Consider the following 11,693-nt stretch of genomic DNA (forward strand, 5'->3'; position numbering starts at 1 on the left):
CATTCGCCTCCGGCTCATCTTGGCTGAGGAGGAGAAAGCCATGACGACATTTCATGTCATGACGGGTGCCGGTGAGAACTTCGCACGGCCCGTGGTTAACAGGATCAGCATTGCCGACGTCTTCGACGCGCTCAGGCTCGGTTTCGAGGATTTCCGCGAGAAGCCTTCGCACTACGTTTTCCTGTGTCTCATGTATCCGATCGCCGGCATCTTCCTGACGATGCTGAGTTCGGGCGCCAATCTCGCACCGATGATCTTTCCGCTGATGTCGGGCTTCGTCCTGATCGGGCCAATAGCCGCGATCGGCCTCTACGAAATCAGCCGCCGGCGCGAGGCCGGGCTCGATTCCTCCTGGACACATGCACTCGACGTGCGCCATTCGCCGGCTCTGCCGTCGATCATCGCCGTCGGCCTCCTGCTGTTTGGGATGTTCACCGTCTGGCTGGTCACGGCGCAGACCATCTACGCAAACCTCCTCGGAGAGGTCTTCCCGCGCTCCATGTCGCTCTTCGTTCAGCAGGTATTCGGTACGCCGGAAGGCATGCAGCTGATCCTGTGGGGCAATCTGGTCGGCCTCGGCTTTGCCCTCGTCGTTCTGGCGATCACCGTCGTTACCTTCCCGATGCTGCTCGACAGGGATTGCGGGGCGGTGGCTGCGATGGTCGCCTCGGTCCGGGCAACCTTCATCAATCCGATACCAGTGCTGCTCTGGGGCCTGATCGTAGCCGTGGCACTCGTCATCGGCACGATCCCGCTCTTCATCGGCCTTGCACTCGTCATCCCCATCCTCGGCCATGCGACCTGGCATCTTTACCGCAAGCTGATCAGCCGCGAAGCCATGTGACGCCAGAATTCCCGGGGGATCGCGAATTCACGCGATACCCCGGATTTTCGACATAGGTTGGAACCTCGGAACCCTCCCTGGAGTTTGTTTTGCGCCGACTTCGAAGGAGGATTTCAAGGTGACTGTACGCCATGCATTCGCCCGCTTCGCGACGAAGATATCGGAGTGGGCGGGCAAGCCGGTAACCTTCATTCTGGCACTCATCGCGGTGATCATCTGGGCTGCCCTCGGCCCTGTCTTCGGCTATTCGGAAACCTGGCAGCTGGTGATCAACACCGGCACGACGATCATTACCTTCCTGATGGTCTTCGTGCTGCAGAATGCGCAGACACGCGATACACGGGCCATCCAGGCGAAGCTCAACGAAATCATCCTCACGAGCCACGCCGAGAACCGCTTCATCGGCATCGAAAATCTCGACGAGGAGGACCTCAAGCATCTCGACCGCCTAGTGGCGAAGGCCGCCAAAGGCCGGGGCGCGACAGAGATTTGCGAGATATCGGAAGAGCCGGCCGATACGCCGGTCGACAAGCCGGAGAAAAAGAAGCGCGCTGCACCGGCAACTGCATCCCGGAAGCGAAAATGAAAACGGCGCCTCACGGGCGCCGTCTCATGACATGTCTTGTGTCGATCAAGCGTCGCCAAAAACGCGGCGGAAGATCGTGTCGACATGCTTGGTGTGATAACCGAGATCGAACTTCTCGCGGAGATCCGACTCGGAGAGCGCGGCACGCACTTCGGCGTCGGCCAGGAGCTCTTCGAGGAAATCCTTGCCCTGTTCCCAGACCTTCATCGCATTGCGCTGCACGAGGCGATAGGCATCCTCGCGGGAGGTGCCGGCCTGCGTCAGCGCCAGGAGAACGCGCTGCGAATGCACAAGGCCGCGGAACTTGTCGAGGTTCTTCATCATGTTCTCGGGATAGACCACGAGCTTTTCGATGACGCCGGCCAGACGGTTGAGTGCGAAATCGAGGGTGATGGTCGTATCCGGGCCGATAGCGCGCTCGACGCTCGAATGGCTGATATCGCGCTCGTGCCAGAGCGCCACGTTTTCCATTGCGGGAACAACCGACATGCGTACGAGGCGAGCAAGGCCCGTCAGGTTTTCGGTCAGGACCGGGTTGCGCTTGTGCGGCATGGCCGACGAGCCCTTCTGGCCAGGCGAGAAGAACTCCTCGGCTTCCAGAACTTCGGTGCGCTGCATGTGGCGGATCTCGATCGCCACATTTTCGATCGACGAACCGATGACGCCGAGCGTGGCGAAGAACATCGCATGGCGGTCACGCGGGATGACTTGCGTGGAGACCGGCTCCGGAACGAGGCCGAGGGCGGCACAGACATGCTCTTCGACGACAGGATCGATGTTGGCGAAGGTGCCGACGGCGCCGGAAATGGCGCCGGTCGCGATTTCCGCACGGGCAGCGACGAGGCGGGCGCGGTTGCGGCTCATCTCGGCATAGAAGCGAGCGAAGGTGAGGCCCATCGTCGTCGGCTCGGCGTGAATGCCATGGCTGCGGCCGATGCGAATCGTATCCTTGTGCTCGAAGGCACGGGCCTTCAGGGCGGCGAGAACGCGGTCCATGTCGGCGAGCAGTATATCGGCAGCGCGCACGAGCTGGATGTTCAGGGTGGTGTCGAGCACGTCCGACGAGGTCATGCCCTGGTGGACGAAACGGGCGTCGGGGCCGACGATTTCGGCAAGATGGGTGAGGAAGGCGATGACGTCATGCTTGGTCACGGCCTCGATCTCATCGATGCGGGCAACATCGAAGGTCGCCTTGCCACCTTTTTCCCAGATGGTGGCGGCGGCCGATTTCGGGATCACACCGAGGTCCGCAAGCGCATCACAGGCATGAGCCTCGATCTCGAACCAGATGCGGAACTTGGTTTCGGGAGACCAGATGGCGACCATCTCGGGCCGGGAATAACGAGGGATCATGGGCGAGCGCCTTCATTTCGTGACAGTAGCTGCGGCCCCTGTAGCAAAGACGGCCGGCAATCTCAACGCATGCGTTTGGCAAGAGCGTAGCTGGTGGCAAGCAAACAGACCAAACCGACGGGCAAAAACAGTCCCAGACCGAGAACGAGGAACTGGTAGACGGCACTTGCACCGGTGAAGACGAACTGGAACATCCAGATGACGGAACCGAGCGGCGAATGCCAGCGGGAATAAAAGATCCGGTAGTCCATGGCGAAGAGAAAGGCCGTCATGAGGATCGTGCCTGTCGTCATCGCCAGGAAGAAGGCTGCGAAACGCGTCTCCATCTCTCGACGGAGCGCGAAGTAGCGCCCGGCGATCAGATTGAAGGGCCAGGAAAGCAGGCCGCCGCCGAAATAGAGCAGCGCCAGATCGAGCACATGGCTCGTCTCCATGCCATTGCGCAGGTAGAGCCCGGCCATTGCCGAGACCAGCATCTGGGCGCCCCAGAGCGGGGCGCCGATGAAAAGTTCGGATAAGGGCGGCCACGCCGCCCGCAGACGGTTCATTCTCAGGGGTGTACCGGAACAGCGATCCAGCGGCCGTTGCGGCCGTCAGGAGATGCACTCAGCGCCAGGATGAGGGCGATATGGACGGGCTTGCCCGATTCAGGCTGATAGACGAGGGCGCCGCCCATGCGGTACTCCACCGGGCAGCCGCGGTCGGCCGGGATAGCCTTGTCCTCGTGGACGAGCTGGCGGTTCGGTGCACCGTCCTTCTCGATGAGCTGCAGCGTAAAGCCGACGACGTGGTTCATGCCCTTGCAGGCATCGGGCGTCGCGACCTGGGCATCGCCCAGCAGCAGCGTATAGGCTCCACGCGCAGGACCGTCGGTTGCAAGCGTCGTATAGCGGATCGTCTTCATCGGCGAGCCGAGCTCGGTCGGCGGGTTGAAGGCGGCGATCAGGCCCGGATTGGTCAGAAGGTCGTATTTGTCCATCTGCTGGCGTGCTGCCGTCAGGTTCTGGCGGCGGGCCTTGGACAGATCGGCATCCTTGTCCGTCAATTCCAGATGGAAGGGCGTGCCCTCGAGATCGGCACCGGTGTCGGTATCGATGAAATAGGTATCCGAATAGGGGACCTTGCCATCCTTCATGCCGAATTCCTGGAAGGCAAAGACCTTGCCATCGGCGGAAAAGCCGACGGGCTGCACATTGGCGATATCGCCGGCTGAGGCCGTGGCAGCCATGCCGGTCAGCAGGGCGGCAAGAAATCCACCCATGAACATGCGCTTCGTCATCAGCGAGCCCCCTCAGCCGCGTTGCGAAGAGCGGTAATGGCCTGGCGATAGGCCTCGACCGAGCCGCCCTTGAAAATTGCCGATCCGGCGACGAGCACATTGCCGCCGGCCTTTGCCACGGCAGGTGCGGTATCGACCGTCACGCCGCCATCCACCTCAAGCTCGATCGGGCGGTCACCGATGAGTGACTTTGCCGCAGCGATCTTGTCTACCATTGCCGGAATGAATTTCTGGCCGCCGAAACCGGGGTTGACGGACATAATGAGAATGAGGTCGACATCGTCAAGCACGTTCTCGACCACAGAGAGCGGCGTTGCCGGATTGAGCGTGACGCCGACCTTCTTGCCGAGATGGCGGATCGTCTGCRGCGAGCGATGCAGATGTGGTCCGGCCTCTGCATGCACTGTGATGCGGTCACAGCCGGCCTTTGCGAAGGCTTCAAGGTAGGGGTCGGCAGGTGAAATCATCAGATGGCAGTCGAAGGTCGCATCCGTGTAGGAGCGCAGCGACTTGATGACATCGGGGCCGAAGGAAATGTTCGGCACGAAATGGCCATCCATGACGTCGAGATGGATCCAGTCGGCGCCGGCCGCGGTAACGTTGCGCACTTCCTCGCCGAGCTTTGCAAAATCTGCCGCTAGGATCGATGGGGCGATGCGGATGGGCAGTGTCGTCATGGGTCTGGATCTCCATCTCAACCGTCAGCAGGCGCGCCGCCTCACGGCAAGTTTCAACAGGTCAGTCCGTCCCGTCGGTCGGCGGAACGAAAGCATCGCCGCGCCATTCGAGAAGACGATAGGGATTTTGCGCCAGCTCATGGGCCGGTGTGAAGGTCACTGGGCCGATCGGCGTATTGAATTGCGTCCCGATAAGCTTTTCCGCCACCGGCTTGCCCTCGGCCACCGCCGCCTGCACGGCCTGATCGGCAATCAGCGCTGCGGCTGCGGCCGGCAGGACATAACCTTCCGGCTCGGTCCCGGCGGCGCGCAGGGCCTCGGCGGCCGCGGCTGCATCCGGCAGAAGCGCATATTCGGGGATGACGACGGCACGCACGCCATCTGCCAGCGCGAGCGGCTGGTTTGCCGCGCGCATCGCATCGCCGCTCAGAATGCCGAGCGCGATGTTTTCGGCCTTCGCGTCACGGGCGATGGTGGCGACATCGTTTCTGTCTCCGCCGATGAAGACCTTGGTGGCACCGGCCCGCTTCAGGCGGCGCACGAGGCCGATCTGCTGTTCCTGTCCCGGCCGGTAGGTATCGGTGAAAACGGGCTTCAGGCCATTTTCTTCGAGCGCGTTGCGCACGGCTTCCGTCAGTTCGCGGCCGTGGATCGTGCCGTCTTCGATAAGGGCGATCGGAGACGCCGTCCATTGCTGCAGGATGATCTGGATGACCTTGGCGGCTTCATCGCTGTCCTGCGGGCCCAGACGGAAGAGGGGCCAGCCGTTCTTCAGCGAATCCTCCATCAGAATGCGCGAGCGCACGGACACCGTGATGACGGGAATATTGGCGTCCTTCAGCTTCGGCAGGGCGCCTTCCAGCGTCTCGCTGCAAAGGAAGCCGATAGCGACCTGGACCTTGGCTGCGATCAGTGCATCGGCGACCGCCTGGCCGCTATTGTCCTGGCAGGTTTCGGGGACAGGAACGACCGTATCGCCCGCCTGTCGGATCTGGAAATTCGCGCCGGAAAAAATCTGGGCGCCAAGCGAGGCAAAAGTGCCGTCCTGTGGCGCGACAACGCCAATCGTCACGCCGGCCGCGCGGCTTTCGGCCGTCAACGCCGTGAGCGACAGAAGGGCGGCTATGACACGCAGGCTCATCATGAAAGGTGCAGGTCTCTCGTCTTGTCCATGCCCTTTTATCCGCACGGCGGCAATCGTCAAAGAAAAACAAGCGTATTCTGCGGCTTTTGGCGGGTGCTATTGTAGAAAATGTAACCGATGCCCGCCATATTGGGAAAATAACAAAAACAAGACACTGATTGTGGAGAAGCATGTGTTGAACAGGCAGCATATCGATCCCGGCCTCTATCGCGATGCCATGAGCCGCTATGCAGGCCATGTGCAGCTGGTGACGACGGCGCTCGGCGAAGCGCGGCGCGGGGTCACGATCACGGCCGCCTGCTCGGTCTCCGACAATCCGGCTTCGGTTCTCGTCTGCCTCAACAATACCAATGTGAAGAACGAGATCTTCTGGCGCAGCGGCATCTTCGCGCTGAACTCGCTCGGCGCCCACCATGAAGGCGTTGCCGATGCCTTTTCGGGCCGCACGCAGCTCGAAAACGACGAGCGTTTTCAGAGCGCCCGCTTCGAGACGCTGGTAACGGGCGCGCCGGTCCTTGCCGATGCACTTGCCGTTTTCGATTGCCGGGTGACCGATATCAAGGAAATGCCGACCCACAATGTCATTTTCGGCGAGGTCGCCGCCGTGCGCTTTACCGAAATACATCCGGCGCTGCTTTATCTGAACCGCGGCTATCACTCGGTATAGGTCTGAAGCGATGGACAATGCCGGCATCGAGGAAATGTTTCAGTCGCTTGGACCCGTCACCATCAAGCGCATGTTCGGCGGCAAKGGCATCTACCATCTCGGCCGTATCCTGGCGCTCGAGGTGCGCGACGAAATCCTGCTGAAGGCGGATGAAGAGAGCGCGCCGGAATTTGCCGCGGCAGGTGCCAGCCAATGGTTCTACGAGGGCAAAAAGGGCGCTCCGGTGAAAATGCCCTATTGGAGCATCCCCGACGAAGCCTATGACGACCCAGATGTCATGGCGCGCTGGGTGCGGCTTGCCTATGAGGCCGCACTGCGGGCCGAATGATCAGCGCAATTCGCCGGCCGGAAGAGCCGATATCGCGGCCTTCGTGAAAGCCGATAGCGGCTCCGGCAGGTCGGCAAGACCGAACCAGCCAAAATCCGACAGCTTGTCCGGTTCCGTCAGTTGCGGTTCACCCGTTACTTCGCGGGCGATATAGAGAAGGGAAATCCAGTGCTGGCGGTCGGCATCGATGATCTGCTCGGTAGAGCCGATCCGCTCGACGCGGCCGATTGTGAGGCCCGTTTCTTCTTCGGCTTCGCGGCGCGCGGCTTCCTCAGCGGGCTCCATATGGTCGACCTTGCCGCCGACGATATTCCAGTAGCCAGCTTCAGGCGGATTCACGCGCTTGTAGAGAAGGATCTTGCCGTCGCGCAAAATCACCAGGCCTACACCGAGGCCTGGGAAATCAATGCCGGGCTTGCCCATTGAGGGTCTCAGATCTTGGCGTTGGCCGCGATCAGCATGAAGGCAGGAATGTCGTCGCCGAACCCGACCGGTGTGGGGCCATCGTCATGATCACGGTGACGGCGACGCTCGCGATTGTCGTCGTTTGCCGGATAGGGCCGACCGCCGCGCGCATTGTTCTGCGGCTTCTGTTCTGCTTTGCGCTCGTTCTTCACGCTGTCGGCCTTTGCTGCTGCTTCCACGACTTCGCCACCATTATCTTCGGCGTTGATATCAGATTTATGACCCGAAGACCGGCGCTCGCGGCCACGATCCTTATCCCGCTCACGGCCCTTGCCGCGACGGGGAGAGCGCTCGCCGTCGCGGCTCTCTTCGGCCGGCGGCAGGGCGGCGAGATCGCCGCTCAGCCATTCGACCTTCTCGCCGATCAGCTTTTCGATCGCGTCGGCATGTTTCTGGTCGCGGCGCGTGACGATGGTGAAGGAGGCCCCTGAACGACCGGCGCGGCCGGTACGGCCAATGCGGTGAACATAGTCTTCGGAGTGAATCGGCACGTCGAAATTGAAGACGTGGCTGACATCGGGAATATCGAGGCCGCGGGCGGCGACGTCGGAGGCAACGAGCAGCTTGATGTTGCCGTCCTTGAAATTGGAAAGCATGGTCATGCGCGAGCGCTGGTCCATGTCGCCGTGCAGGGCGCCGACGGAGAAGCCGTGGCGGTCCAGCGAACGGAAGAGTTCGGCGACATCCTTCTTGCGGTTGCAGAAGATGATCGCATTCTTGAGATCTTCCTGAGCGCGGATGAGATCGCGCAGGACGGCGCGCTTCTCGTAATCCTTGTCGTGCGAGGCGACGAAGCGCTGCGTGATCGTGCTCGATGCCGAGGCCGGCTTGGAGACCTCGATACGCTCCGGATTCTGCAGGAAGCGGTCCGCGAGCTTCTGGATTTCCGGCGGCATGGTGGCCGAGAAGAAGAGCGTCTGGCGGGTGAAGGGGATCAGCTTGGCGATGCGTTCGATATCGGGAATGAAGCCCATGTCGAGCATGCGGTCGGCTTCATCGATGACGAGAATTTCAACACCGCTCATCAGGAGCTTGCCGCGCTCGAAATGGTCGAGAAGGCGGCCGGGGGTGCAGATCAGCACGTCCGCGCCGCGCTCCAGCTTGCGGTCCTGATCTTCAAAGGAAACGCCGCCGATGAGGAGGGCGACGTTGAGGCGGTGGTTCTTACCGTATTTTTCGAAATTTTCGGCAACCTGGGCGGCCAGTTCGCGGGTCGGCTCCAGGATAAGGGTCCGGGGCATGCGGGCGCGGGCACGGCCTTTTTCCAAAAGCGACAACATGGGAAGAACGAAGGAAGCCGTCTTGCCGGTGCCGGTCTGCGCGATACCGCAGATATCGCGGCGCTCCAGCGCGAAGGGAATTGCCCCGGCCTGAATGGGAGTGGGGATCGTGTAGCCCGCATCGGTAACAGCGGAGAGCACTTTGGGGCTCAAACCAAGTTCAGCAAATGTCGTCAAAGGGAAAACTGTTTCCGTTTCGTTCGGCCGGTCTCTGGCGAGTCGGCAGGATTGCATGCCGCAATGTGGGCGACATATTCCGAAACGGCCGGCAAGTCAAGGAATAGCGTCTCCACCCCAGGTAGCGAGGTGAAGCATTCGTTACCGCGACCGGCTATTTTATATAAGTGGCAAGTTTAAGGCCGGCATTCATGAAATAGATCGGATCAACCGCATGTCCATCCTGGCGCACCTCATAATGCAGGTGCGTACCCGTTGAACGGCCCGTGCTGCCGGCAAGCCCGATGACATTGTTGCGGCCAACCGTATCGCCGACCTTGACCAGAATTTCCGACATATGGCCGTAGCGCGTCGAAATGCCGTTGCCATGATCGACCTCGACCATGTTGCCGTAGCCTCCGGTCCAGCCGGCTGCAATCACCTTGCCCGGCGCGGTCGGGCGGATCCTTTCCCCCGGCGAGAAGCGGAAGTCGATGCCGGAATGAAGCGCAAGCCGGCCGAGGAAGGGATCGCGCCGGTTGCCGAAGGGGCTGGTGACTTCCTTGCCGATGGCCGGATTGCGGAAGGGCAGGGATTCCGCGGTGCTGCGCACGGCTTCCAGACGCGTCAGCGCGCCGTCGAGCTGGATCAGCGAATTGTTGAAATCGTCGTTGCTTTCGGGCTCCACATATGGGCCACCAACTGCGTCTTCGTCTTCCTTGGCGGCGATCGTCTCGGCCGGAACGGCGATATGGAAGCGGTCCAGCACGCCTTCGATCGTATTGGTGGCGTTGCCGGCGTCGCTCGTCAGCTGGTCGATGCGGCTCTTCTGATCCTGCTCAACGGTCTTCAGCGAGAGCGTGACCTTCGAAAAGATGCGGTCGGCGCGATCGCCGACGGTTTCTTCTGCGGGAACATAGGCAAGGGTGGAATTGTCGGGGGTTTCGGCGTCGGCCGGTTTGCCGTCGCCTGCCAGCATCTTTTCAATTGCCTGCGCGCCGCCGGTCAGCGACGCACGTTTGTCCTTGATGTCGGGCGCATAGGACTGCGCCGGGATATCGGTCACCGGAGCATCCTTGCTCGTCAGACCGGAGCTTTCGGCGCGGTCGAGCAGGTTGTCGAGCTTTCCGTGGCGTGAGGTCAGCGCCATCTGCTGCTCCATCAGCTTGTCGACCTTGTCCTCGACGACCTGCTGATCGAGAAGCTGGCGGGAGGTGATGCGATCGACCTGGGCACGCAGCGCCGCGATGCGATCCTCATAGTCGTGCTGCATACGGGCCTGGCGGGCCATGGTCGCGCCGATCAGATCGTCGCGCAGCACGAGGTAGGAGGTGGCGAGCAGATAGCCGATCGAAAAGACCCCGACAAAGCAGAAAGCCAATGCCGCCATCCAGGGTTTGACCGTCATGTGACGCACCTTGTCGCCACTCGCAAGAATAAGGACATGTTCCTGCGCCCTCTTGCCGAATACCCGACTGTGATGTCCGTTCGTCACCGAGGATCCCCCGAAGATTCGCTTTTTAGCGCCTGCCCCATTGGGAGATGATTACATACTTTTATGGTTAACAGCCGGTTTACGTCAGCAAGCCAGAGCTTACCAATCAGCTCTGGCTGGTCGAGGTCAGTGCCCTGTAGAAGGAGGGCGTCAACCCGGCTTCGGCGCGCGCCACATCATTGAACGGCGCCTTCAGCGGACCGCGGAAATTGGCACGCACCAATTCCTGAAACGTCCTTGCAGGATCACGCTTTTCGCGGGCGCAGAGGAAGCGGAACCATTTGGCGCCGACGGCGACATGGCCCTTCTCGTCATTGTAGATGACGTCGAGTACCGCCGCGCTTTCGAGATCGCCGGTTTCGCGCATCTTGGCCTGCAGGGCAGGCGTAACTCCAGTCCGCGCGCCTCGAGAATCAGCGGCACGACGGCAAGGCGGGCGGTGAGATCGTTGCGGGTCGAGTGCGCTGCCTGCCAGAGGCCATCGTGGGCGGGCAGATCGCCATAGTCGGCGCCGAGATCATTGAGTCGCTTGCGCACCATGCGGAAGTGCTTGGCCTCTTCGAAGGCAACCTGCATCCAGCCGTCGAAGAAAGAGTTCGGCACATGCGCCGAGGCAAATCGCGCCACGATGTCGAGTGCCAGGTCGACCGCATTGAGCTCGATATGGGCAATCGCGTGGAGCAGGGCGATACGGCCAGGCACGGTATGCAGCGAACGCTTCTCGACCTGGGTCGGCGGCACCAGCAGAGGCTTTTCCGGCCTGCCGGGGCGCTCGGGCAGCGGTGCATCCAGCGGCGAGCGCAGCGAGATGCGCCGGGCGAACCACCTGTTGGCGCTTTCCTGCGCCAGTTCCGTCTTGCGGTCGAGATCTGCCGAACGGATTGCATCGATCGCGCCACCGCGCACCGAGGTGATCGCCGTCACGCAGCGAGGTTCCTGACGGCTGCCAGCACCGTTTCGGCGTGCCCCGCGACCTTCACCTTCTGCCAGATGGTGGCGATGGTGCCGTCCCTACGGATCAGGAACGTGGTACGTTCGACGCCCATGAAGGTGCGGCCATACATCTTCTTTTCCTTCCACACGCCATAGGCCTGCAGCACCGTCTTATCCTCGTCCGATGCGAGTGCCACCGTCAGCTTGTGCTTCTTGATGAAGCGGTCGTGGCAGGCGGCCGAATCGGGCGACATGCCGACGATGGCAGCTCCGGCGGCTGCAAACTCATCTGCAAGTGCGGTAAAATCCAGAGATTCCGTCGTGCAGCCCGTCGTGTCGTCCTTGGGGTAGAAGAAAAGCACCACCGGCTTGCCATGATAATCGGAGAGCGAAATATGCCCGCCGCCGTCGCGCGGGAGGCTGAAATCGGGAGCACGGGAGCCAATACCGGGTGCGGACATCTCAAAACTTTCTTTTGCCGGGTTT

Annotated in this window: 13 protein-coding genes and 1 pseudogene; 4 read left to right on the forward strand and 10 right to left on the reverse strand. The window is 61.4% G+C overall.

Going from position 1 to position 11,693, the window contains the following annotated elements:
- Nucleotides 1-40 precede the first annotated feature (40 nt).
- The gene (locus AC1DF8_RS14255; protein ID WP_112547736.1) at nucleotides 41-844 is read left to right on the forward strand and encodes a DUF2189 domain-containing protein; all 804 of its coding nucleotides are present in this window, start codon (nucleotides 41-43) and stop codon (nucleotides 842-844) included.
- Nucleotides 845-962: 118 nt separating this feature from the next.
- Nucleotides 963-1,430, forward strand: a complete 468-nt coding sequence (locus AC1DF8_RS14260; protein WP_113202576.1) for a low affinity iron permease family protein — start codon at nucleotides 963-965, stop codon at nucleotides 1,428-1,430.
- 45 nt (nucleotides 1,431-1,475) lie between these two features.
- Here AC1DF8_RS14260 and purB read toward each other — a convergent pair whose 3' ends face one another.
- The 5 genes from purB to AC1DF8_RS14285 all read right to left on the reverse strand — a co-directional run bounded on the left by purB (nucleotide 1,476) and on the right by AC1DF8_RS14285 (nucleotide 5,883).
- Entirely contained in the window at nucleotides 1,476-2,783 is a 1,308-nt protein-coding gene (purB, locus tag AC1DF8_RS14265) for an adenylosuccinate lyase (RefSeq protein WP_113117020.1), read from the reverse strand.
- 62 nt (nucleotides 2,784-2,845) lie between these two features.
- Nucleotides 2,846-3,331 (reverse strand): hypothetical protein, encoded by a 486-nt coding sequence (locus AC1DF8_RS14270; RefSeq protein WP_184404054.1) that lies wholly within the window; start codon nucleotides 3,329-3,331, stop codon nucleotides 2,846-2,848.
- A gap of 2 nt (nucleotides 3,332-3,333) precedes the next feature.
- The gene (locus AC1DF8_RS14275; protein ID WP_113117021.1) at nucleotides 3,334-4,062 is read right to left on the reverse strand and encodes a DUF2259 domain-containing protein; all 729 of its coding nucleotides are present in this window, start codon (nucleotides 4,060-4,062) and stop codon (nucleotides 3,334-3,336) included.
- Nucleotides 4,062-4,739 (reverse strand): ribulose-phosphate 3-epimerase, encoded by a 678-nt coding sequence (gene rpe / locus AC1DF8_RS14280; RefSeq protein ID WP_478153981.1) that lies wholly within the window; start codon nucleotides 4,737-4,739, stop codon nucleotides 4,062-4,064. Before rpe ends, AC1DF8_RS14275 begins: the two co-directional genes overlap by 1 nt.
- Before the next feature lie 61 nt (nucleotides 4,740-4,800).
- The gene (locus AC1DF8_RS14285; RefSeq protein WP_478153982.1) at nucleotides 4,801-5,883 is read right to left on the reverse strand and encodes an ABC transporter substrate-binding protein; all 1,083 of its coding nucleotides are present in this window, start codon (nucleotides 5,881-5,883) and stop codon (nucleotides 4,801-4,803) included.
- A 172-nt stretch (nucleotides 5,884-6,055) separates the two neighbouring features.
- Here AC1DF8_RS14285 and AC1DF8_RS14290 point away from each other — a divergent pair, with 172 nt between their 5' ends.
- Nucleotides 6,056-6,550, forward strand: coding sequence for a flavin reductase (locus tag AC1DF8_RS14290; RefSeq protein WP_112547729.1), 495 nt, complete (start codon nucleotides 6,056-6,058; stop codon nucleotides 6,548-6,550).
- Nucleotides 6,551-6,560: 10 nt separating this feature from the next.
- On the forward strand, nucleotides 6,561-6,878 hold the full coding sequence (locus AC1DF8_RS14295; RefSeq protein WP_478153983.1) for a TfoX/Sxy family protein: 318 nt from the start codon (nucleotides 6,561-6,563) through the stop codon (nucleotides 6,876-6,878).
- Here the strand turns inward: AC1DF8_RS14295 and AC1DF8_RS14300 are convergent, their stop codons facing one another.
- From AC1DF8_RS14300 to AC1DF8_RS14320, 5 genes and pseudogenes are all read right to left on the reverse strand, one after another.
- The gene (locus tag AC1DF8_RS14300; protein ID WP_183884813.1) at nucleotides 6,879-7,301 is read right to left on the reverse strand and encodes an NUDIX domain-containing protein; all 423 of its coding nucleotides are present in this window, start codon (nucleotides 7,299-7,301) and stop codon (nucleotides 6,879-6,881) included.
- An 8-nt stretch (nucleotides 7,302-7,309) separates the two neighbouring features.
- Nucleotides 7,310-8,857 (reverse strand): DEAD/DEAH box helicase, encoded by a 1,548-nt coding sequence (locus AC1DF8_RS14305; protein ID WP_478153984.1) that lies wholly within the window; start codon nucleotides 8,855-8,857, stop codon nucleotides 7,310-7,312.
- 97 nt (nucleotides 8,858-8,954) lie between these two features.
- Nucleotides 8,955-10,274 carry a peptidoglycan DD-metalloendopeptidase family protein gene (locus tag AC1DF8_RS14310; protein ID WP_478153985.1) on the reverse strand — a complete coding sequence of 440 codons (1,320 nt, stop codon included), beginning with the start codon at nucleotides 10,272-10,274 and terminating at the stop codon, nucleotides 8,955-8,957.
- A 106-nt stretch (nucleotides 10,275-10,380) separates the two neighbouring features.
- A pseudogene (locus tag AC1DF8_RS14315) lies at nucleotides 10,381-11,198 on the reverse strand (ferritin-like domain-containing protein).
- A complete protein-coding gene (locus tag AC1DF8_RS14320) occupies nucleotides 11,195-11,668 on the reverse strand; it encodes a peroxiredoxin (RefSeq protein ID WP_112547723.1) in 474 nt (157 codons plus the stop codon). Before AC1DF8_RS14320 ends, AC1DF8_RS14315 begins: the two are co-directional and overlap by 4 nt.
- Between the last annotated feature and the right edge of the window lie 25 nt (nucleotides 11,669-11,693).

This window comes from Rhizobium sp. 05N49 (assembly GCF_056396805.1).